The organism is Nonomuraea sp. NPDC003214, assembly GCF_053590035.1.
The window spans coordinates 710,117-730,451 of sequence record NZ_JBSFSX010000004.1; the positions used below are offsets into that span (position 1 = coordinate 710,117).

Consider the following 20,335-nt stretch of genomic DNA (forward strand, 5'->3'; position numbering starts at 1 on the left):
TTCTGCGCGCGCTGAGCACGGCAGGGACCGCCGCCGCCCGCACCACGGCGGCGGCGGTGACCGCCCGCTACTCGCCGTCCACGTACAGGCGCAGGTGCCGGGCCGTCAGCGACGTGCCGGAGGCGACGAGCTCGCCCGGCGTGCCCGTGAAGACCACCTGGCCGCCGTCGTGACCCGCGCCCGGCCCCAGGTCCACGATCCAGTCCGCGTGCGCCATCACCGCCTGGTGATGCTCGATCACGATCACCGTGTTGCCGTCGTCGACCAGCCGGTCCAGCAGCGCCAGCAGCCGGTCCACGTCCGCCAGGTGCAGGCCCGTGGTGGGCTCGTCCAGGATGTACGTGGTGCCGTTCTTGGCCATGTGGATGGCCAGCTTCAGCCGCTGCCGCTCACCGCCCGACAGCGTCGTCAGCGGCTGGCCCAGCGCCACGTACCCCAGCCCCACCGCCTCCAGCCGGTCCAGGATCGCCCGCGCCGGCCCCGAGGTGAAGAACTCGCGCGCCTGCGACACCGACATGCCCAGCACGTCGCTGATGTTCTTGCCGCGCAGCGTGTAGGACAGCACCTGCGGCGTGAACCGCTTGCCGTCGCACTCCTCGCACACGGTCGCCACGTCGGCCATCATCGCCAGATCGGTGTAGATCAGCCCGATGCCCTTGCACGCCGGGCAGGCCCCCTCGGAGTTGGCGCTGAACAGGCCCGGCTTGACCCCGTTGGCTTTCGCGAACGCCGCCCGGATGGGGTCGAGCACGCCGGTGTAGGTGGCCGGGTTGCTGCGCCGCGAGCCGCGGATCGGCGACTGGTCGGCCACGATCACGCCGTCACGGCCCGCCAGGTTGCCGTGGATGAGCGAGCTCTTGCCCGACCCCGCCACCCCGGTGACGACCGTGAGCACGCCCGCCGGCAGGTCCACGCTCACGTCACGCAGGTTGTGCTGGGTGGCGCCGCGGATCGGCAGCCAGCCCGACGGCTGCCGCACCGACTCGCGCAGCGTGACCCGGTGGTCCAGGTAGCGGCCGGTCAGCGACCCCGAGGCGCGCAGCCCCGCCAGGTCGCCCGCGTAACACAGCGTGCCGCCGGCCGCGCCCGCGCCCGGTCCCAGGTCGACCACGTGGTCGGCGATCCTGATCGTCTCCGGCTTGTGCTCGACCACCAGCACCGTGTTGCCCTTGTCGCGCAACTGCAGCAGCAGGTCGTTCATCCGCTGGATGTCGTGCGGGTGCAGGCCCGCCGTCGGCTCGTCGAACACGTACGTGACGTCCGTCAGGCTGGAGTTGAGATGACGCACCATCTTCACCCGCTGCGCCTCGCCGCCCGACAGCGTCGAGGACTCCCGGTCCAGGCTCAGATAGCCCAGCCCGATCTCCACCAGCGACTCCAGCGTGTCACGCAGCCCCTGCACCACCGGCCCCACCGTCGGGTCGGAGATGCCCGCGACGAACGCCGCCAGGTCGCTGATCTGCATCGACGAGCACGCCGCGATGTCGACGCCGTCGATCGTCGCCGAGCGGGCCGCCTCGTTGAGCCGGGTGCCCTTGCAGTCGGGGCAGGTGGTCAGCTGCACCGCCCGGTCGGCGAACGCCCGCGTCTGCCCCTTCATCGACTCGCGGTCCTTGCCCAGGAAGCTGCGCCGCACCTTGGGGACCAGGCCCTCGTAGGTGAAGTTGTTGGCGCCCACCTTGACCTTGACCGGCTCCTTGTGCAGGAAGTCGGCCCACTCGGTCTCGGTGTAGTCGGCCAGCTTGCGGTCGGGGTCGAAGAAGCCGGAGCCGACGATGATCTGCCACGGCCAGGTGTCGACGCCGTAGCCGGGCACCTTGATCGCGCCCTCCTTCAGCGACAGCGACCGGTCGACGAGCTCGTCCACCTCGATGTCGGTGATCTTGCCCAGGCCCTCGCACGCCGGGCACATCCCGGCCGGCAGGTTGAAGCTGAAGGCCATCGGCGGGCCGACGTGCGGGGTGGCGATCCGGCTGAAGACGATGCGCAGCATCGTGTACGCGTCGGTCGCGGTGCCGACGGTCGAGCGGGCGTTGGAGCCCATCCGCTCCTGGTCGACGATGATCGCCGCGCTCAGGTTGTGCAGGGCGTCGACGTCCGGGCGCGCCAGGCTCGGCATGAACCCCTGCAGGAACGCCGTATAGGTCTCGTTGATCAGCCGGCGTGACTCCGCCGCGATCGTCTCGAAGACCAGCGAGGATTTGCCGGAGCCGGAGACCCCGGTGAAGACGGTGAGCCGCCGCTTGGGGATGTCGAGGGAGACGCCGGTGAGATTGTTCTCGCGCGCGCCCCGGACCTGGATGTGGTCGTGGCTGTCGGCCGCGGTGTGATCGTGAGCAGGTGAGCTTCCGCCATTCATGGCTTCAAGTTTGCCATTAAACTGCTGATATAGACTTTTGGCGAGATTTCCTGGGCTTCCACCGGCAAACCTTAAAATCTGACGTAACCCTGGAGGTGCGGTGCGGCCCATCGACCTGGCCCGGCTGGCGGGCGTGTCGACGCAGCAGATCCGCAACTATGCCGACGAGGGCATCCTGCCGCCCACGCCCCGCACCCCGGCCGGCTACCGCAGCTTCGACGCCCGCCACCGCCGCGCCCTGCTCGCCTACCAGGCGCTGGCCGCCGGGTTCGGCCGCGACCTGGCCCGGGCCATCATGCAGGCCGTCCACGACGGTCAGGTGCCCGTCGCCCTCACGCTCATCGACGCCGGCCACGCCGAGCTGCACGAGCAGCGCCTGGCCCTGCGCGCCACCGGCGAGGCCCTGGAAGCCGTCGCCGGGCAGGACACCACCCAGGCGCCCCGCTCCGGCCTGCGCATCGGCGAGGTCGCCGCCCACCTCGGCGTGCGCGCCTCGGCCCTGCGGCTGTGGGAGTCGGCCGGGCTGCTCAAACCCCGCCGCGAGCACGGCACCCGCTACCGCACCTACGGCCCGGCCGACGTCCGCGACGCCCGCATGGTCGCCATCCTGCGCCAGGGCCGCTACCCGTTCCCGCAGATCAGGCTCGTGCTGGACGGGCTGCGCCGCACCGGGGGCAGCGCCGCGCTGCGCGCCGCCATCACCCACCGCCAGGCCGAGCTCACCGAACGGGCCACCGCCATGCTCGAAGCCGCCGCCCGCCTGCACGCCTACCTCAACGGCCACGACTAGACGGCCACGACCAGGCGGCCTTCACGGAGGCGGCCTTCACGGAGGCGCGGAGGCGGTGCCGGGCCGATGCTGGACCGGAGATCCCGGCATAATGCAGACAATCTGCACACGGGAGACACCACGCATGGACACGCCACCATCGCCGGCGGAGCGGACCGACGGATCAGCCGTCCGGATCGGCGCGCTCGTCCCGCTGACCCGGCCCGGCTGGGCCGAGGCGGGCCGCCACCTGCTCGCCGGGCTCGAACTGGCCGCCCGCCACGTCAACGACGACGGCGGCATCGCCGGACGGCCGCTCGAACTGCTCGTCCGCGACACCGCCGCCGACCCGGGCAAGGCCGAGGCCGCCGTGGAGGAGCTGGCCGGTCTCGGCGTCGCCGCCGTGGCGGGCGAGTACCACAGCGTCGTCGCGCGCGCCGCCGCCACCCGGGCCGACGCCCTCGGCCTGCCGTTCCTCTGCTCGTCGGCGGTCCTCGACGCGCTCACCGAACACCCCGCGAAAACGGTCGCGCGCCTGGCGCCCGCCCAGTCCCACGGCTGGCGGATCTACGCGGACTTCCTGCTCAACGCCGGCCACCGCCGCGTCGCCGTGGCCACCGAGCCGAGCCTGTACTGGGCCTCCGGCGCCCGCATCCTCCGCGAGCACCTCACACCGCGCGGCGGCACGCTCGCCGAGCTCGACATGCGCGCGCTCACCCCCGCCGCCGCGTGCGACGAACTCGCCGCCCAGGGCGCCACCGCCCTGCTGCTCCTGGTCGGCACCCCCGAGCCCGCCGTGCCGATCGTCCGGGCCGTCCGCCGCGACCCGCGCCTGGCCGGCCTCCTGATCGGCGCCCCGGCCGGGCAGCCGGAGTTCGCCGGCTGGGCCGCCGCGCTGGGCGGCGACGGCGCTGCGATCCCGTTCCTGCGCTACCTGCCCGAGCGGCTGACCCCGCTCGGCGCCCGCGTCGAGACCGCCCTGCGCGAACGGCTGGCCGAAACGCCGTCCTTCGTCGCCTTCGAGGGCTACGACACGATCACCGTGCTGGCCGGCGTGCTGCGCTCCCACGGCGCCGACCGGGCGCGCATCGCCGACGCCTGGCCGCACGTGGACGTCGAGGGCACCCGGGGGCCGATCCGGTTCTCCGACGTGCCGGGCATCAACGTCCGGCAGTGGGCGTGGCCGCCCGTCCAGGTCGCCGACCGCGACCCCGGACACCCCGGCCGCTTCCGGATCCTGCACACCGGCTGACAAGGAGCGCGGGCAGGGTCAGATCGACTCCCGGGCCACGGCCTCGCCGGAGATCCCCGTCTCGCGCTCCACGTCGGCCAGGACCTCCCGGGCCAGCTCCCTCACCGCCGCCCACTCCGCCGCCTCGCCCAGGGCGGCGGGGGTCCACAGGCGCGCGTTCTCCTCCCCGCCCATCGCCTCCAGGCGGCGGTCGAGGCGCTCCAGCTCGCCGATGACGCCCGGGCTCAGGGTCCGGGCCTCCTTCAGGACCCAGAGCGTCGCCAGCGCGCCGTCGTACTCCAGCGCGAGCTCGTCGACCGGGAGCCGGCCGCGTTCGAGCATGGCCGCCTGCCGCTCGCCGTCACGGGCCAGCCACACCAGGATCCTGACGATGATCTCCAGGGCCAGGTCAGGGCCGGGCACGTGCGAGTCACCGTTCACGAGCGCCCGCCCGTGAACGGCGGCTCGCCCTCCTTCAGCGGCCGGAAGCGCAGCGCCGACCACACCTCGTCCACCGCCACCTGCCCGTTGGGACGCAGCCCGTACTCGCCCACGATGGGCCAGAGCGTGTCCCGGTTGACGTCGGCCTTGTTGCCCTTCGGGTAGGCCACCCACAGCACCGCGGGCCGGGTGAGCCCGTCGCGGTGCTCGTCGAGCAGCCGGCGCGCCTCGTCCGCGCCGGAGGCGAACAGCACCGCGACCCCAGCCTCGCCGGGCCCGGCGGCCAGGGTCACGTCCTCGGGCAGCGGGTCCAGCAGCGGCCGGTGCTCGGCGTGGGAGACCCACACCGAGACGCCGGGCTTGATCAGCAGCTTCTCGCAGACGGTCTTGCCGGCCATGTCAGGCCCTTTCGTAGGTCAGGTCCAGCACGCCGGTGCCGAACGTGGTGGAGGAGGTCAGCCGCAGCGGGACCCGCCCGGTCGCGTCGTCGAACAGCTTCTGGCCGCCGCCGACGACGAGCGGGTGCACGAGCAGGTGCAGCTCGTCCAGCAGCCCGTCACGCAGCAGCGAGCGCACCAGCGCGGGGCTGCCGCTCATGCCGATGTCGCCGCCCGGCTCCCGCTTGAGCGCGGCCACCTGGTCGTAGCCGACGACCGTGGTGTTGTGCCAGGCGGGGTCGGCCAGGGTGGTGGAGACCACGTACTTGGGGATGTCGTTGAGCAGCTTGGCCATCGGATCCTCGTCCGGGTTCTGATGCGGCCAGTGCGCGGCGAACTCCTCGTAGGTGCCGCGGCCCAGGAGCAGGGCCTCGCCCCGGTCCATGAGCGCGCCGACGGACCGGCCCATGTCCTCGTCATAGTAGGGGAAATGCCAGGTCTGAGGCGCTTCGACGACGCCGTCGAGCGACACGAACAGGCCGGCGATGATCTTCCTCATGGAGGAACCTCCTTCTCGGGTGGCCCCCATCCTCCAGCCGACAAAAAAATTTGTCAAGGCGGCCGAAGCACTCCCCGGAGGCGGCTCCGGGGAGGGTCTAGGACTCCAGGAAGTGCAGGATGGCCAGCACGCGGCGGCTGTAGCCGGTGGCGTGCGACAGGTTCAGCTTGTCGAACAGCGAGTTCACGTGCTTCTCCACGGCGCTCTGCGACACGTGCAGCGCCTGCGCGATCGAGGCGTTGGTCAGCCCCTGCGCCATCCGCTCCAGCACCTCGCGCTCACGCGCGGTCAGCCGCGCCAGCGGATCCACCTGCGTCGTGCGCGCCAGCAACTGCCGCACCACCTCGGGATCGAACGCCGCGCCCCCCGCGCCCACCCGCTCCAGCGCGTCCAGGAAGTCGCCCACCTGCGCCACGCGATCCTTCAGCAGGTAGCCGACCCCCGCCACGTCCGCGCTCATCAGCTCGGTGGCGTACTTCTTCTCCACGTACTGCGACAGCACCAGCACCCGCACGCCCGGCCAGCGCCGCCTGATCTCCAGGGCCGCGCGCAGCCCCTCGTCGGTGTGCGTGGGCGGCATCCGCACGTCCACCACCACGATGTCCGGCACGTGCGCCGCCACGGCCGCCACCAGCGCCTCGCCGTCGCCGACGGCCGCGGGCACCTCGTGGCCCTCCTCCAGCAGCAGCCGCACCAGGCCCTCGCGCAGCAGCGTCGAGTCCTCGGCCAGGATCACCCGCACGGCAGCACCGCCGTCACCAGCGTCGGCCCGCCCGGCGGGCTGTCGACCTCGAAGACGCCGTCCAGCGCCGCCACCCGCCGTCCCAGCCCCGACAGGCCGCCGCCGGCGGCGCTCGCGCCGCCCGTCCCGTCATCTCGCACGCGCACGACGAGCATGCCGCCATCGCGGCGCACGTCCACCTCGACCAGGGTCGCCGACGCGTGCTTGGCCGCGTTGGTGACGGCCTCGCTCACCACGAAGTACGCCGCCGTCTCCACCGCCATCGGCGGACGCTCCGCCAGCTCGCACGACACCCGCACCGGCACCCCGGCCCGTTCGGACACCCCGGCCAGCGCCTCACCCAGCCCGAACGTGTCGAGCCCGCTCGGGTAGACCCGCCAGGCCACCTCACGTAGCTCGGCCAGCGCCCGCTGCGCCTCGTCGTGCGCCTGGTCCAGCAGCTCAAGGCGGCCCCGGCGGGAACGTCCGATCAGCATCGACAGCGCCACCAGCCGCTGCTGCAGGCCGTCGTGCAGGTCACGCTCGATCCGCCGCCGTTCGGAGTCGACGGCCGCGACGATGCCCGCCCGGCTCTCGGCCAGCTCGGCGATGCGGCGCTCCAGCGCGAGCGTGCGGTCGCCGGCCAGCAGCCGGCTTGCCAGCCAGCGTTCGAGGACGTGCACGCCCACCAGGCCCGACAAGAGCGAAAAAAGTGCGACAAGTCCGACGAGGAGGAAGTAGCCGCCGATCGTCCACGACGGCGCCATCCCGTCGAACGGCTCCCCGTGCCCCCAGCTCCACAGCAGCGCCACGACGCTCTTGACGCCGAAACCCACCAGGAACAGCACCAGCCCGCCCAGCACCCCCACGGGCGCCCGGGCGGCCAGATAACGCCGCAGCCGGTCCCGGTCGCCCTGGACCAGCGCGTCCAGCTCCGAGATCTCCAGCCGCAGCCGCCTGGCCTCCAGCGCGGCCAGCCGGCGGGCGGCCCCGTCCGCCCGTCCTCCCAGCAACGGCGCCACCAGCAGGAAGATCAGCTCCACCGGCGCGGTGAGCGCGCCCAGAGCCACCCTGCCGGCGACCCGCGCGCCCTCAACGACCGGCCGCATGCCGTCCCTTGCGGCGCTCGCTCAGCCGTACGCCGATGAAGACCAGCACCGCCAGCGCCACGACGCCGAGCACGATCTTCGACCCGATGCCCGCGTACGTCTCCACCAGGTGCCAGTTCTCGCCCAGCAGGTAGCCGGCCATCACGAACGCCGTGTTCCAGATCGCGCTGCCGATCAGCGTCAGCAGCGTGAACTGCATCAGCGGCATCCGCTCGACCCCGGCCGGGATCGAGATGAGGCTGCGGAAGATCGGGATCATCCGCCCGAAGAACACCGCCTTCTTGCCGTGCTTGAGAAACCACGCCTCCGTCTTCTCGATGTCGGAGATCTTCACCAGCGGAAGCTTGCCCGCGATCGCCAGCGTCCGCTCCCGGCCCAGCGCAGCTCCCACCCCGTAGAGCGCCAGCGCCCCCACCACCGAGCCGAGCGTCGTCCAGATCAGAGCGTCGACCAGACCCATCGACCCCTTGCTGGCCGTGAACCCCGACAGCGGCAGGATCACTTCGCTCGGCAACGGCGGGAAGAGGTTCTCCAGCGCGATCGCGATTCCGGCCCCCGGCGCTCCGAGGGCGTCCATCAACTCCACTACCCAATCAACCATGCGCATAAGGGTACGGAAGATCAACTCTACCTGGGATGAGGATCGCTGCCGAGGTTGGGTGCGGAAAACCACACCCATACGTACCGTACACTGTACGGTCGTGAGTCTTCCACAGGATTCGGTACGGCACGCGGTCGTCTTCGAGCCCGGCGATCCCCCCAGGAGCGGGCGGATGGCCTTCCTCGACCCCGGCGGCGACACCACCCTAACCGTCGCCCGCCCGGACGGGACCCACGAGGTCGCGGCCACCCGCGTCCCCGTGGCCGACGCCGTCGCCGCGCTGGCCAGGGCCCGCGCCGACGAATCCGCCCACCCCGCCGCCCGGTTCTGGGGAGCCGCCGCCCTGGTGGCGCTGCAGCTCGTCGCCCGCGGCCGCGTCCTGCCCGGCGTCACCGGCCAGGACCACGACTCCTGGCGCGCGGGCCCGTTCGACGCCGCCGACGCCCGCCGCATCCGCGAGCTCGCCGACGCCATGCCCGCCGAAGCCCGCGCCGTCCCCCTGCCCGCGACCGGCGACGCGGACACGGGGGAAGAGGCAGGGACGGAGACGGACGCGGGCGCGGGGGCGGGCGCCGAGCCGCGCCTGCCCGACGCCGAAAGCCACGTGCGGGCGTTCCTGGACGCGGTCGCCGACGCCATGCCGCGTTCCCCCGGAGCCGTCCGGGCCACCGGCACCACCGCCTACGCCGCCGCCCGCCCCGTCAAGGTGCCCCGCCTGCGCCCCTGGGCCGAGGAGGTGTCGGCCGGGCTCGACTCCGGCGTGCGGCTGTCGCTGCGCCTGGAGGCCGACGACCCCGCACGCGGCGAGTTCCGCGCCGTCATGCAGCTCCACAGCCTCGCCGACCCCTCGCTCGTGGTCGACGCCGCCGACCTGTGGGAAGGCCGCGACCCCGGCCTCGGCGGACGCGCCAGGATCGAGGCCACCCTGGCCATCCGCCGCGCCGCCCGCGCCTGGCCCCGCCTCGAACGCCTGCTGGAAAGCGCCGTCCCCGACGAGCTCCCGCTGAGCGACGCCGACCTCGAAGAGCTGCTCGCCGGCGCCGCCACCCGCCTGGACGCCGCCGGGGTCGAGGTCCACTGGCCCAAGTCCCTGGTCAGCGGCCTGACCGCGCGCGCCGCCGTCGGCCTGCGTGACACCGCCCCCTCCGACCTGCCCTCCTTCCTCGGCGGACACCACCTGACCAGCTTCGACTGGCAGCTCGCCCTCGGCGGCGAACGGCTGACCGCCGCCGAGATGGACCACCTGGCCGAGACGCACCGGCCCGTCGTCCGGCTGCGCGACCAGTGGGTCCTCATCGACCCCGGCGTGGCCCGCAAGGTCCGCAGCCACCTCAAGCCGATGACCGCGCTCGACGCCCTCGGCGCCGCGCTGACCGGCACCGTCGAGGTCGACGGCGAGCACGTGCCCGTCGAGCCGAGCGCCTGGCTGAGCGAGCTGCGCGACCGCCTCGCCGAGCCCGCCGACGTCGGCCCGCCGCCCGGCCTGGCCGCCACGCTGCGCGACTACCAGCTCCAAGGGCTGCGCTGGCTGGCCAGGATGACCTCGCTCGGCCTCGGCGGCTGCCTGGCCGACGACATGGGTCTGGGCAAGACCATCACGCTCATCGCCCTGCACCTCACCCGCCAGGGCACCGGACCCACGCTCGTCGTCTGCCCGGCCTCGCTGATGGGCAACTGGGAGCGCGAGATCTCCAGGTTCGCCCCCGGCGTCCCGGTACGCCGCTACCACGGCGCCCAGCGCACCCTGGCCGACGACGGCTTCGTCCTGACCACGTACGGCACCATGCGGCTGGACGCCGCCCGGCTCGGCGAGCACCCCTGGGGGCTGCTCGTCGCCGACGAGGCCCAGCACGTCAAGAACCCCGCCTCCGGCACCGCCAAGGCGCTGCGCGAGATCCCCGCCGCCGCCCGCGTCGCCCTCACCGGCACCCCGGTGGAGAACAACCTGTCGGAGTTGTGGGCCATCCTCGACTGGACCACGCCCGGCCTGCTCGGCCCCCTCACCCGCTTCCGGTCCCGGTGGGCCAAGCCGGTCGAGTCCGGCGACAAGGCCACCGCCGAACGGCTGGCCCGCCTCGTCGGCCCGTTCCTGCTGCGCCGCCGCAAGTCCGACCCCGGCATCGCGCCCGAGCTGCCGCCCAAGACCGAGACCGACCGCCCCGTCCCGCTCACCACCGAACAGGCCGGCCTGTACGAGGCCGTCGTGCGCGAGATCATGACGCAGATCGAGAGCGCCCAGGGCATGGCCAGGCGCGGCCTCATCGTCAAGCTGCTCACCGGGCTCAAGCAGATCTGCAACCACCCCGCCCAGTATCTGCACGAGGCCGACCCGCGCCTGCCCGGCCGCTCCGGCAAGCTGGAGCTGCTCGACGAGCTCGTCGACACCATCGTCGCCGAGGATGGCGCCGTCCTGGTGTTCACCCAGTACGTCCAGATGGCCCGCCTGCTCGACAAGCACCTGTCCGCGCGCGGCGTCGGCACCCAGCTCCTGCACGGCGGCACCCCCGTCGCCCGCCGCGAGGAGATGGTCCGGCGCTTCCAGGACGGCGCCGCCCCGGTGTTCCTGCTGTCGCTCAAGGCCGCCGGCACCGGGCTCAACCTCACCCGCGCCGACCACGTCATCCACTACGACCGCTGGTGGAACCCCGCCGTCGAGGACCAGGCCACCGACCGCGCCTACCGCATCGGCCAGACCCGGCCCGTCCAGGTGCACCGGCTCATCGCCGAAGGCACCATCGAGGACCGCATCGCCCAGATGCTCGTCGCCAAGCGCTCCCTGGCCGACGCCGTGCTCGCCTCCGGCGAGGCCGCCTTCACCGAGCTGACCGACGCCGAACTCGCCGCCCTCGTGGAGCTGAGATGACCGACGCCCGCGGCTTCGCCGCCTTCCCCCCGCAGCGGACCGGCGCCCGCTTCGCCACCTCCTGGTGGGGCCGCGCCTGGATCAAGGCGCTGGAGGACACCTCCCTCGACCACACGCTGCTGAAGAACGGCCGCGCCTACGCCAAGACCGGCCAGGTCGGCCCCATCACCGTCAGCCCCGGCCGGCTCGCCGCCGTCACCGAGCACGAGTACGACACCGTCGTCCGCGTCGAACAGCTCACCGACGCCGCCTGGGAACGCTTCCTCGACCAGGTCGCCGCCAAGGCCGGGCACATCGCCGCCCTGCTCGACCGCGACATGCCGCACGACCTGGTCGAGGCCGCCGAGGACGCCGCCGTGCCGCTGCTGCCCACCGTCGGCGACCTGGAGCCCGAATGCTCCTGCCCCGACTGGGGCCACCCGTGCAAGCACGCCGCCGCCCTGTGCTACCAGGCGTCCTGGCTGCTCGACGACGACCCGTTCGTGCTGCTGCTCCTGCGGGGGCGCGGCGAGCGCGAGCTCATCGAGGGGCTCCAGCGCCGCGACGTGCCCGCCACCGCCCCGCAGGGCGTCCCCGTCGCCGACGCCTACGCGCTCGGCGTCCCGCCGCTGCCCGACCCGCCGCCGCTGGACGTCACGTTCACGCCGCTCGGCCTGGAGCCCGCCCCCGGCGTCGACGTGGCCGCGCTGGAGGTGCTCGCCGCCTCCGCCGCCTCCCGGGCCCGCGAACTGCTCCTCACCGGTGCGTCCACGCCGCTCACCGAATACCAGGACCGGGTACGCCTGTCCGCCGAGTTCGGGCTCGACCTGGGCCTCGACGCGGCGGTGGCCGCCTGGCGGCACGGCGGCGCCGGTGGCCTGGACGCGCTCGAGAGCCCGTGGACCCCGCCCAAGCAGGACCTGGCCCGCGCCCGCGCGCTGCTGGAGGCCGGCTGGGAGGGGGAGCCGCCGATGGTCGAGGCCTGGCGCAACCAGTGGACCGTCGGCGACCGGCAACTGCGCTACGGCCGCGACGGCCGCTGGTACCCGTTCGCCCGCCGCGACGGCGCCTGGTGGCCCGACGGGCCGCCGGAACGCGACCCGTCGGCCCTGCTCACCTGATCGCCTTCAGATCCACCACGACCTGCTTGCCGTCCCGCGCGTAGACGAGCAGACCGGGCGTCCCGTAGTCGAGGACCGGGTTGTACCTCGTCGGCCCCAGGGCGCCCGACTTCCCGGTGGCCAGGTCGTACAGCGCCTCGCTCGTCCGCTCGTGGGAGACCACCACGAAGCGGTCGAGCGCGGGCACCGCCATCATGGTCGTGCCCGGCAGCTCACGCCTGCCGCCGCCGTCGCGGCGGGAGGCGGTGCGGCCGTGCACGCACCACGTGACCGCGCACACCCCTCCGGCGACGGACGCCCGGCTGCGCTCCCCCGTGCGCAGATCGACCAGGCCGCCGAACACGACCTCCTTGGTCGGCCGGTTGCCGGGCCTGGGGCGGGCGGCCCACGGCCACGCCAGCAGGGTGTGCCCGGCCGAGCCGGCCACCTGCTCGGCTCTGCCGCCGGTCAGCGGCATCCGGTAGACGCCTTCGCGGCCCCACGGCGACCACACCAGCCGGCCGCCCGCGATCTCCAGGTCGATGCCCTGCGGGGCGTTCTTCAGCGTGGCGACCTGGCGCTGCGTGCCGCCGGTGACCGGGGCCGTCCAGATCTCCACCACGCGCACGCCCGCGTGGCGGCGCAGCGTCCACCAGGCCAGCAGCCCCTCACCGACCGCGACGAACGGCGCCGACACCACGGTGCCGCGCGGCGAGCGCACGTCCACCAGCCGGCGGGCGGTCCGCTTCCTGACGTCGTAGGCCCACAGCGCGTCGATCCTGTCGCCGTCCTCCGTCCGCACCAGCAGCGACCGGTCGTCCAGGTACCGTTCCGGCCGCATGGGCTGCCCGTTCGGCAGCTTCTCGGGAACGGTGCGGACCACGCCCGGCCACACCTTCTCGATGGGCGGCGGCACCGGGTGGGCCCGAGGCGTGGCCGGGGTGGCAGGCGCGAACGTCGGCGAGGGCCGCGCCGCCACGACGCGCTCGTCCGGCGGGACCATCACCGCGGCGACCGCCGACAGCACCGCGACCGTGGCCGCCGCCGACAGCACGGACCCCCTGCGCCGTCGCCGCCGGTGCCCCGTCTCGATCCGGGTCCGCAGGTCGGCCGCCGGCCGCGGCGCGTGCCCGGCCGCCCGCGCGAACTCCTCGCGCAGCCGCCGTTCCAGCTCGGCGCTCACGTCACGCTCCCCAGGCTCTCGACGATCGCGGGGACGTCACCGCGCAGCTTGTCCAGGGCCCGCGACGCCTGGCTGCGCACCGTGCCGCGCGAGATGCCGAGGACGACGGCGATCTCGGCGTCGCTCAGCTGCTCGTAGTAGCGCAGCACCAGCACCGCCCGCTGGCGGCGCGGCAGCCGCGCCAGCGTGTCCCACAGCGGCGACCCCTCGTACGGCCGGTCCCGCCAGGCCCGGTCGGGCGGCTCGGCCGTGACGTGCTCGCGCCGCCGCAGCCGCCAGGCGTTGACGTGCAGCCGGCTCATCGTCGTCTTGACGTACGCCTCCGGGTCGTGCTTGCGCCGCACCCGCTCCCACGCTCCGCGTAACCGCACCAGGGCCTCCTGCACCAGATCGGCCGCGTCGTGCGGATTGCCGGTCAGCACGTAGCCGTAGCGGAGCAGCACGTCCACCCGGTCGGCGACGAACCGCTCGAACAGCTCCTCATCCTGCACGCCCACGCCCTCCTGTCATGGTCATCCCGACTGAGACGGCGAGAGGGCGCCAGGTGTTGCACCGTCAGGGCGCCGGTCTCGGCGGGTTGGGGAGCTGGGCGATCTCCTCGGGGGTCAGGGCGCGGCAGCCGAGCGCGATCACGCCGCTGAAGGAGTTGTTCTCGCACATCACCGCGACGGTCGCGCAGGTGGCGGCGATCGTGGCGGCGATGACGCGGATCGGGTTGCAGGTCAGGCCGATCTGTCCCTGGGGCAGGGCCGCCGCGGGCAGGCCGAGCAGGCTGAGGAGCAGGGCCGTGTTGGGCGCGGTGGCCGTGGTCGTGATCACGCAGCACTGCGGCGCGGGGTCGGCGTGGGCCGCCGGGGCGGCCAGGACGAGGCCCGCCGCGGCTGCGGTGGTGGCCGCGGCGGCGGCCAGGGTCCTGCGGATGCGCATCAAGAGCTCCGTACGTAAGGGACGATCATTACGATCAGCCACGTACCCCCGACAATGTGTTACGCATCAACAGAACTGGTCAAAGCCGGTCGGCTATCGCGGTGGCCAGCTCGATGACGGCGGCGCGGCGGCGGGCCAGCGCCTCGGCGGGGTCGGGCTCGTCGAGGATCAGGCGGCGCAGTTGCGGCACCGAGAAGTTCCAGGCGACCAGGCCGATGAGGGTGAACAGCCAGTCGCGAGCCCGCCGCTCGTCGGGCAGGCCGGCCTCCATCAGGGCGCGCACGTTGGCGCGGTAGCCCTCGACGCGCTCCTCCTCGCCCGGCACCGGGCCGTCGCCCGACTCCAGCGCCTCCCACAGCAGCAGCCTGACCAGGTCCGGGCTCTCCTGGTAGCGGTCGAACAGCTGGCCGGCGATCTCGGGCAGCTTGCGCGGGTCGAGGTCGAGCGTGTGGCAGATCTCCTGCAACTGCGCGGCCACCACGGCGCCGAACAGCTTCTCCTTGTTGCCGAAGTAGAGGTAGATCGCCTGCTTGTTGGCGCGCGCGGCGGTCGCGATGCGCTCGATCCTGGCCCCGGCCAGGCCGTGCTCGGCGAACTCCGCGCTGGCCGCGGCGAAGATCCGCTGCCTGGTCGCCTCGGCGTCATACGTCATGGAAGGAATTAAACCATCCGGTTGACATGCGGGCCGAATCACGCCACGATCTAAACCAACCAGATGGTTTATTGCTGAAGGAGACCACCATGTCCGTCGCCCCCATGCCCGTCAGCACCCCGCTGCCCGCCGCGCTCGCCGGCCGCACCGTGCTCGTCATCGGCGGCAGCTCCGGCATCGGCCTGGCCGCCGGCGAGCTGCTGCGCTCGCTCGGCGCCCGCGTCGTCCTCGTGGCCCGCGACAAGGCCCGCCTGGACGCCGCCGTCGCCCGCTGCCTGGCCGTGCCCGGCGCCACGCATGACGACCCCGTGCTCGGGATCGCCGCCGACGCCGGCGACGAGCTTGAGCTGGACCGCGTCTTCCAGCAGGCCGGCCCCATCGACCACGTGCTGGTGACGGCAGGCGGCTTCCAGGTCGGCCCGCTCGACGCCACCCCGCGCGCCGACGTGCAGGACGCTGTCGACAGCCGGCTCTGGGGCGCCTACGCCGTCGCCCGCGCCGCCGCCCCCCGCCTGCCCGCCGGCGGCTCCATCACGTTCACCTCCGGCCTGTACGCGACCCGCCCGCTGCCCGGCATGGCCGCCGCCGTCGCCGCGATCGGCGCCGTCGAGGCTCTCACCAAGGCGCTGGCCGTCGAGCTGGCCCCGCGCCGGGTGCGCGTGAACGCCGTCCGCTACGGCGTGTTCGACACGCCGCTGGCCCGCGGCGCGCTGGGCGCGGCCACCGACGAGGCCGTCGCCGAGGCGGGCCGCGCCTTCCTGCCCGGCCGCCTGGGCACCCCCGCCGAGGCGGCCGCCGCCCCGATCTTCCTGATGTCGGACAACTACGTCTCCGGCGCCGTCATCCCCGTCGACGGCGGCCAGAGCCTCGTCTGACCCCCTCAGGCCAGGTTGAGCTGCCAGGACACGCCGAACCTGTCGTTGACCCAGCCGAAGCGCTTGCTGAAGCCGTGGTCGCCCAGCGGCATCAGCGCCGCGCCGCCCTCCGACAGGGCCGCGTACAGCCGCTCGATCTCGTCCGCCGACTCGCACTGCACGTACAGCGACATCGACGGCGTGAACGTGAAGTCGTGGCGCACCGCGCTGTCGATGGCCATGTACTCCTGCCCCGCCAGCCGGAACGTGGCGTGCAGCACGCTGCCCTCCGCGCCCGGCCCGCCCGGGCCGTAGCGGGTGACGGCGACGATCTCCGCGTCGTCGAACAGCGACACGTAGAAGGTCATGGCCTCCTCGGCCTTGCCCTCGAACATAAGAAAGGTGGTGATTTTCTGGGACATCGACTACTCCGGTTCCGGTGCGTAGAAGGCGGTCGTCGCCTCGGTGGCCGCCGCGACGAGCCCGGCGTCCGCGCCCGAGGCGAGGTACGCCTCGCCCCAGGCCCGGCTGCTGGCGACGATGGCGGCGCGCCCCTGTTCGGTCTCGTGGAAGTGCTCGTGGTCGGGGATCGGCAGGCCCGCCAGGTGCATGGCGAGGCCGAGCACGGACAGGTCCCAGCCCACCCCCACCGCGCCGGGGCCGTACCGCGACCAGAACTCCGCCGCCACGACGGCGGTGTGCGTCAACTCGAAACGGGTGCCGTCGCCGTCGGGCGCCAGCGTCACCTCGACCTCCGAGGCGGGCGCGTCACCGAAGACCCACGTCACCCTCAGCAGCTCGGGCGGCTCGCAGGCCAGGATCTCCCCGCCGGCGTTGCCCTCAAGCTGATACGTGCCGCCCAGGCGCAGGTCGCCGCTGATCGGCAGCAGCCAGCGGCTGATCCGCTCGGCCGTCGTGAGGGCGTCCCACACGTCCTCGGCCGCGGCGTCGTAGTGACGGGACAGGACGACGGACTTGGTCTCGCCCTTCTCGGTCACCGCGCGGTGGGCGCGGGTGACCTCGTCGATGATGTTCATGCGGACTCTTCCTTCGTGGTGGGCCCGGGCGTGGTCGGCTCGGGCGGGCCGGCGGCGCGGCGGGCGCGCTTGCCGCGGGCCAGCTCCGTCGCCAGGGCGTCGAGGCGCTGGCTCCAGAAACCGCGGAAGCGCTCCAGCCACCGGTCGACCTCGCGCAGCGGCTCCGGGTCGACGGCGTAGAGCCGCCGGGTGCCCTCGGCGCGCACGGTGGCGAAGCCGTTGTCGCGCAGCACCTTGAGATGCTGCGAGACGGCCGGCTGGGAGATGCCGTGCTCGCGCTGGATGACGGCGGTGACCTCGCCGGAGCTGCGCTCACCGTCGGCGAGCAGCTCCAGGATCCGGCGCCGGACCGGGTCACCGAGTACGTCGAATGCATGCACGACCCCACTGTTTCAGCCACAGCTTATATAAGTCAAACCCGGTATAAGGCGGCGGGCCAGGGTCGGAGCGTGCAGGACGTCGAGGAGGCCGTCACCCGGGCGTTCGAACGGCCTGGCATCGCCCACCAGTGCGACGCCGCCGGGTCGGTGGCCGGTGGAAGGGCCGGTGCCGTAGGGGTCAGCGGGGGCGGGTGGCGATGATCACGGTGGCGGCCCACTCGTCGGAGCGGGAGACGCGCGGCACCAGGCCGTGGCGGGCGACGGCCTCCAGGGCGGGCGGGACCTGGCGGTCGCTGGTCTCGAACAGCAGGTGCCCGCCCGGGGCGAGCCAGCCGGGCGCCCCGGCGGCCACCCGGCGCAGCACGTCCAGCCCGTCGGCGCCGCCGTCGAGCGCGAGCCGCGCCTCGTGCAGCCGCGCCTCGGCGGGCAGCAGCCCGATCTCCCCGGTGGGCACGTACGGCACGTTGGCCAGCAGCAGCCCGATCCGCCCGCGCAGCTCCGGGGGCAGGGGCTCGTACAGGTCGCCCTCGTGGACGCGGCCGGCGGGCAGGTTGCGGCGGGCGCAGGCGACGGCGGCCGGGTCGAGGTCGGCGGCGTGCAGCTCGGCGCCCGGGACGGCGGCGACCAGGGCGGCGCCGAGCGCGCCGGTGCCGCAGCACAGGTCGACGGCCACCGTGCCGGGTGCGGCGAGCGCGATCGCCTGCTCGACGAGGAACTCGGTGCGCGGGCGCGGCACGAAGACACCGGCGTCGACGGCGACGCGCAGGCCGCTGAACTCGGCCCAGCCGAGGACGTGTTCGAGTGGCTCGCCGGCGGCGCGGCGCTCGACGAGGGCGTCGAGCGCGGCGGGAGTGCGGGCCGCGCCGGCGAGCAGGCGGGCCTCGTCTTCGGCGAAGACGCAGCCCGCGGCACGGAGGCGGGCGACGACGGCGGGCGGAGAGAGTGACATGAGCGCCTTTCGGGATGAACGGGGCGCTCTCCCGGTCGCCTCAGGAACGGCGGGCCGCGTGAGGTGAGAGCACCCGGACGGAACAAGCGGGAATGGGTCTCACCTCCTCGAATTTCGGCTGCGACACTATCGGAGCCCCGCGGAGCCCGGCAAACCGGTCAGCTCCTTGGCGGCGGTGCGGATCTCGTGCAGCAGCACCGCCAGGTCGTCCTCGGTGGTGGCGGGGCTCAGGATGCAGGCGCGCAGCGCGTCGGCGCCGCCCAGCCGGGTGCCGGTGAGGAACGTGACGCCGCGCCGCTGCACGGCCGCCGGGAGGGCCCGGTTCACCAGGTCGGGATCGCCTGAGTCCGGGCGGTAGCGGAAGGCGGCGATGGAGGTGACGACGGGCGCCATCAGCTCGAAGTCGGCGGCTTCCTCGACCATCGCGCCGAGCGTGCGGGCCAGCCGGGTGGTGTGGCCGACCAGGCGCTCGATGCCGTCGCGGCCGAGGTGCGACATCGTCGCCCACGTCTTCAGCGCGCGGAACGGCCGCGTCTGCTCGGGCCCGTACTCGGCGAACCAGCCCAGCTCGTCGGCGTTCTCGTCCACCAGGTACGACGGGACGAGGCTGAAGGCGGCACGCGCCTCGGCAGGGTCGCGCAGCAGCGCGCAGCCGCAGCCGACGGGGACGCCGAGCCACTTGTGCGGGTCGAGGGCGAGCGAGTCGGCCAGCTCCAGACCGGCGAAGGCGGACGGGTCGGCCAGCACGCCGAGCGCCCCGTAGGCGCCGTCGACGTGGAACCAGAGCCCGTGCTCGGCGGCGACGGCCGCGATGTCGGCGAGCGGGTCGACGGCGCCGCTGTTGACGGTGCCCGCGCTCGCCGCCACGCAGAACGGCCGCAGCCCGGCCGCCACGTCCTCGGCGACCATCGAGCGCAGCGCGGCCACGTCCATCCGGTAGGCGGCGTCGACCGGGACGGTGCGGATGCGCCGGGAGCCGATGCCGAGCAGTTCGGCGGCCTTGCGCAGGCAGCTGTGCCCCTCGGCGGACACGTACACGACCATCGGCGGGCGGCCGGACAGGCCCTCCTCGCGCACGTCCCAGCCGTCGGCGAGGGCGGCGCGCTGCCGGGCGGTGGCCAGGCAGATGATCGTCGCCATGGAGGCGCCGCTGGTCAGCAGCCCGCCGCCGGGCCGGTGCGGGAAGCCGACGAGGCCGGCCAGCCAGCGCACGACCGTGCGTTCCAGCAGCGGGCCGGCGTGGTCGCCGCCCGCGCAGCTCGGGTTGAGCGCGGCGGCCAGCGGCTCGACGAGCACGCCGGCCGGGTTGGGCGGCGAGTTGACCCAGCCGAAGAAGCGCGGGTGCCCGTTGCCCATCGGGTAGGGCAGCACCCGGGCGCGGACGTCGTCGAGCAGCTCGTCGAGGCCGCGCCCGGCCTCGGGCAGGTCCTGGCCGGTGAGCCAGAGGCGGTCGGCGTCGGCGACGGGCCGCCAGACGGGCTCCTCGCGCAGGCCGCCGAGGTGGTCGGCGGCGAGGCCGGCGGCCCGGCCCGCGGCGTGGCGCAGCTCATCCAAGGTGGGTCTCCGTTCGCTGGTCGTGGTGCGTGACGGCGGGCCCGCCCAGCTCCATGGCCAGGTAGTACACGCAGTCGGTGGCGTCGTCGTCGTTGGCGAAGGCGTGGCGGCGGTCGCCCGGATAGTAGGCCGAGTCGCCGGCGCGCAGCACGTGGGCCCGGTCGTCGACGGTCAGGCGCAGGCTGCCGGACTCGACGGCGACGTACTCGCGCGAGCCTGGCGCGTGCGCGGCGAACTCCCCCGCGTCGACGCCCGGCCCGATCGTGGTGCGCATGAACTCGAACTCCACGTTCGGCAGCACCGGTGACAGCACCCGGCGCTCCCATCCGGACGGGTCGCGCACCACGCGCTGCTCGGCGTGCCGCAGCACGGCCGGCACCTCGCGGACCGGCTCGTCGAGCAGCCGCGCGATCGACGTGCCGAGGGCGGTGGCCAGCCGGTCCAGGACGAGCACGCTGGGGGTCTTGGCGCCCCGTTCGACCTCGGAGACCATGCTGCGGCTGATGCCGCTGAGCTCGGCCAGCCGGTCGATGGACAGCCCGCGGGCCCGGCGCTCGGCGCGGACGCGGGCGCCGAGCTCGGCCATCGACAGGCCGGTGGAGAGAACGCCATCCATGTTGTCCACTATAGGGGTGGTTTGTCCGCGATAGTGGTGATGTTGACAGCTGAGGTGAGGCCGCGTGTAATGAT

At 73.7% G+C, this 20,335-nt stretch carries 22 protein-coding genes; 5 read left to right on the top strand and 17 right to left on the bottom strand.

Annotated features, from left to right (window positions below; all coding sequences use genetic code 11):
* Positions 1-67: 67 nt before the first annotated feature.
* Positions 68-2,359 carry an ATP-binding cassette domain-containing protein gene (locus ACWDXC_RS15535; RefSeq protein WP_219514629.1) on the bottom strand — a complete coding sequence of 764 codons (2,292 nt, stop codon included), beginning with the start codon at positions 2,357-2,359 and terminating at the stop codon, positions 68-70.
* A 100-nt stretch (positions 2,360-2,459) separates the two neighbouring features.
* Between ACWDXC_RS15535 and ACWDXC_RS15540 the strand changes: the two genes are divergently transcribed.
* Positions 2,460-3,149: a MerR family transcriptional regulator gene (locus tag ACWDXC_RS15540; RefSeq protein WP_449981934.1), complete on the top strand. Its 690-nt coding sequence runs from the start codon at positions 2,460-2,462 to the stop codon at positions 3,147-3,149.
* Between the two features lie 124 nt (positions 3,150-3,273).
* Positions 3,274-4,380, top strand: coding sequence for an ABC transporter substrate-binding protein (locus tag ACWDXC_RS15545; RefSeq protein WP_449981936.1), 1,107 nt, complete (start codon positions 3,274-3,276; stop codon positions 4,378-4,380).
* Between the two features lie 18 nt (positions 4,381-4,398).
* On the opposite strand, the gene ACWDXC_RS15550 is transcribed toward ACWDXC_RS15545, so the two are convergent.
* The 6 genes from ACWDXC_RS15550 to ACWDXC_RS15575 all read right to left on the bottom strand — a co-directional run bounded on the left by ACWDXC_RS15550 (position 4,399) and on the right by ACWDXC_RS15575 (position 8,167).
* Positions 4,399-4,782, bottom strand: a complete 384-nt coding sequence (locus ACWDXC_RS15550) for a hypothetical protein (protein WP_449981938.1) — start codon at positions 4,780-4,782, stop codon at positions 4,399-4,401.
* Positions 4,783-4,796: 14 nt separating this feature from the next.
* A complete protein-coding gene (locus ACWDXC_RS15555; RefSeq protein WP_449981940.1) occupies positions 4,797-5,198 on the bottom strand; it encodes a hypothetical protein in 402 nt (133 codons plus the stop codon).
* A 1-nt stretch (position 5,199) separates the two neighbouring features.
* Positions 5,200-5,736 (bottom strand): dihydrofolate reductase family protein, encoded by a 537-nt coding sequence (locus ACWDXC_RS15560; RefSeq protein ID WP_449981942.1) that lies wholly within the window; start codon positions 5,734-5,736, stop codon positions 5,200-5,202.
* Positions 5,737-5,833: 97 nt separating this feature from the next.
* Entirely contained in the window at positions 5,834-6,478 is a 645-nt protein-coding gene (locus tag ACWDXC_RS15565; protein WP_219514606.1) for a response regulator, read from the bottom strand.
* On the bottom strand, positions 6,469-7,566 hold the full coding sequence (locus tag ACWDXC_RS15570) for a sensor histidine kinase (RefSeq protein ID WP_449981944.1): 1,098 nt from the start codon (positions 7,564-7,566) through the stop codon (positions 6,469-6,471). Before ACWDXC_RS15570 ends, ACWDXC_RS15565 begins: the two co-directional genes overlap by 10 nt.
* Positions 7,550-8,167: a DedA family protein gene (locus tag ACWDXC_RS15575; protein ID WP_449981946.1), complete on the bottom strand. Its 618-nt coding sequence runs from the start codon at positions 8,165-8,167 to the stop codon at positions 7,550-7,552. Before ACWDXC_RS15575 ends, ACWDXC_RS15570 begins: the two co-directional genes overlap by 17 nt.
* A gap of 100 nt (positions 8,168-8,267) precedes the next feature.
* On the opposite strand from ACWDXC_RS15575, the gene ACWDXC_RS15580 reads away from it, so the two are divergent.
* Both ACWDXC_RS15580 and ACWDXC_RS15585 read left to right on the top strand, forming a co-directional pair.
* Positions 8,268-11,030, top strand: coding sequence for a DEAD/DEAH box helicase (locus ACWDXC_RS15580; protein WP_449981948.1), 2,763 nt, complete (start codon positions 8,268-8,270; stop codon positions 11,028-11,030).
* Complete coding sequence (locus ACWDXC_RS15585; RefSeq protein ID WP_449981950.1) at positions 11,027-12,130, top strand: SWIM zinc finger family protein; 1,104 nt, start codon at positions 11,027-11,029, stop codon at positions 12,128-12,130. Before ACWDXC_RS15580 ends, ACWDXC_RS15585 begins: the two co-directional genes overlap by 4 nt.
* Here ACWDXC_RS15585 and ACWDXC_RS15590 read toward each other — a convergent pair.
* The 4 genes from ACWDXC_RS15590 to ACWDXC_RS15605 all read right to left on the bottom strand — a co-directional run bounded on the left by ACWDXC_RS15590 (position 12,123) and on the right by ACWDXC_RS15605 (position 14,871).
* A complete protein-coding gene (locus tag ACWDXC_RS15590) occupies positions 12,123-13,292 on the bottom strand; it encodes a hypothetical protein (protein ID WP_449981952.1) in 1,170 nt (389 codons plus the stop codon). The genes ACWDXC_RS15585 and ACWDXC_RS15590 overlap by 8 nt on opposite strands.
* Positions 13,289-13,789 (bottom strand): SigE family RNA polymerase sigma factor, encoded by a 501-nt coding sequence (locus ACWDXC_RS15595; RefSeq protein WP_449981954.1) that lies wholly within the window; start codon positions 13,787-13,789, stop codon positions 13,289-13,291. Before ACWDXC_RS15595 ends, ACWDXC_RS15590 begins: the two co-directional genes overlap by 4 nt.
* A gap of 58 nt (positions 13,790-13,847) precedes the next feature.
* Entirely contained in the window at positions 13,848-14,219 is a 372-nt protein-coding gene (locus ACWDXC_RS15600; RefSeq protein ID WP_449981956.1) for a hydrophobin family protein, read from the bottom strand.
* Between the two features lie 79 nt (positions 14,220-14,298).
* Positions 14,299-14,871, bottom strand: a complete 573-nt coding sequence (locus tag ACWDXC_RS15605; protein WP_449981958.1) for a TetR family transcriptional regulator — start codon at positions 14,869-14,871, stop codon at positions 14,299-14,301.
* Between the two features lie 89 nt (positions 14,872-14,960).
* On the opposite strand from ACWDXC_RS15605, the gene ACWDXC_RS15610 reads away from it, so the two are divergent.
* Positions 14,961-15,746 carry an SDR family NAD(P)-dependent oxidoreductase gene (locus tag ACWDXC_RS15610; RefSeq protein WP_449981960.1) on the top strand — a complete coding sequence of 262 codons (786 nt, stop codon included), beginning with the start codon at positions 14,961-14,963 and terminating at the stop codon, positions 15,744-15,746.
* Positions 15,747-15,751: 5 nt separating this feature from the next.
* Here the strand turns inward: ACWDXC_RS15610 and ACWDXC_RS15615 are convergent, their stop codons facing one another.
* The 6 genes from ACWDXC_RS15615 to ACWDXC_RS15640 form a co-directional block, all read right to left on the bottom strand.
* On the bottom strand, positions 15,752-16,147 hold the full coding sequence (locus ACWDXC_RS15615) for a VOC family protein (protein WP_449981961.1): 396 nt from the start codon (positions 16,145-16,147) through the stop codon (positions 15,752-15,754).
* Positions 16,148-16,150: 3 nt separating this feature from the next.
* Positions 16,151-16,762 carry an SRPBCC family protein gene (locus tag ACWDXC_RS15620; protein ID WP_357592895.1) on the bottom strand — a complete coding sequence of 204 codons (612 nt, stop codon included), beginning with the start codon at positions 16,760-16,762 and terminating at the stop codon, positions 16,151-16,153.
* Positions 16,759-17,142, bottom strand: a complete 384-nt coding sequence (locus tag ACWDXC_RS15625) for an ArsR/SmtB family transcription factor (RefSeq protein ID WP_219514564.1) — start codon at positions 17,140-17,142, stop codon at positions 16,759-16,761. Before ACWDXC_RS15625 ends, ACWDXC_RS15620 begins: the two co-directional genes overlap by 4 nt.
* 178 nt (positions 17,143-17,320) lie before the next feature.
* Positions 17,321-18,091: a putative protein N(5)-glutamine methyltransferase gene (locus ACWDXC_RS15630; protein WP_449981964.1), complete on the bottom strand. Its 771-nt coding sequence runs from the start codon at positions 18,089-18,091 to the stop codon at positions 17,321-17,323.
* A 126-nt stretch (positions 18,092-18,217) separates the two neighbouring features.
* Entirely contained in the window at positions 18,218-19,645 is a 1,428-nt protein-coding gene (locus ACWDXC_RS15635; protein WP_449981966.1) for a pyridoxal phosphate-dependent decarboxylase family protein, read from the bottom strand.
* On the bottom strand, positions 19,638-20,261 hold the full coding sequence (locus ACWDXC_RS15640) for a helix-turn-helix domain-containing protein (protein ID WP_219514496.1): 624 nt from the start codon (positions 20,259-20,261) through the stop codon (positions 19,638-19,640). The genes ACWDXC_RS15635 and ACWDXC_RS15640 overlap by 8 nt, the downstream gene beginning before the upstream one ends.
* Positions 20,262-20,335 lie beyond the last annotated feature (74 nt).

Coding starts and splice junctions, on each gene's coding strand:
- ACWDXC_RS15535 (WP_219514629.1), bottom strand. CDS start 2,359: ATGAATGGCGGAAGCTCACCTGCTCACGATCACACCGCGGCCGACAGC.
- ACWDXC_RS15545 (WP_449981936.1), top strand. CDS start 3,274: ATGGACACGCCACCATCGCCGGCGGAGCGGACCGACGGATCAGCCGTC.
- ACWDXC_RS15555 (WP_449981940.1), bottom strand. CDS start 5,198: ATGGCCGGCAAGACCGTCTGCGAGAAGCTGCTGATCAAGCCCGGCGTC.
- ACWDXC_RS15560 (WP_449981942.1), bottom strand. CDS start 5,736: ATGAGGAAGATCATCGCCGGCCTGTTCGTGTCGCTCGACGGCGTCGTC.
- ACWDXC_RS15570 (WP_449981944.1), bottom strand. CDS start 7,566: ATGCGGCCGGTCGTTGAGGGCGCGCGGGTCGCCGGCAGGGTGGCTCTG.
- ACWDXC_RS15575 (WP_449981946.1), bottom strand. CDS start 8,167: ATGGTTGATTGGGTAGTGGAGTTGATGGACGCCCTCGGAGCGCCGGGG.
- ACWDXC_RS15585 (WP_449981950.1), top strand. CDS start 11,027: ATGACCGACGCCCGCGGCTTCGCCGCCTTCCCCCCGCAGCGGACCGGC.
- ACWDXC_RS15600 (WP_449981956.1), bottom strand. CDS start 14,219: ATGCGCATCCGCAGGACCCTGGCCGCCGCCGCGGCCACCACCGCAGCC.
- ACWDXC_RS15605 (WP_449981958.1), bottom strand. CDS start 14,871: ATGACGTATGACGCCGAGGCGACCAGGCAGCGGATCTTCGCCGCGGCC.
- ACWDXC_RS15610 (WP_449981960.1), top strand. CDS start 14,961: ATGTCCGTCGCCCCCATGCCCGTCAGCACCCCGCTGCCCGCCGCGCTC.
- ACWDXC_RS15615 (WP_449981961.1), bottom strand. CDS start 16,147: ATGTCCCAGAAAATCACCACCTTTCTTATGTTCGAGGGCAAGGCCGAG.
- ACWDXC_RS15620 (WP_357592895.1), bottom strand. CDS start 16,762: ATGAACATCATCGACGAGGTCACCCGCGCCCACCGCGCGGTGACCGAG.
- ACWDXC_RS15630 (WP_449981964.1), bottom strand. CDS start 18,091: ATGTCACTCTCTCCGCCCGCCGTCGTCGCCCGCCTCCGTGCCGCGGGC.
- ACWDXC_RS15640 (WP_219514496.1), bottom strand. CDS start 20,261: ATGGATGGCGTTCTCTCCACCGGCCTGTCGATGGCCGAGCTCGGCGCC.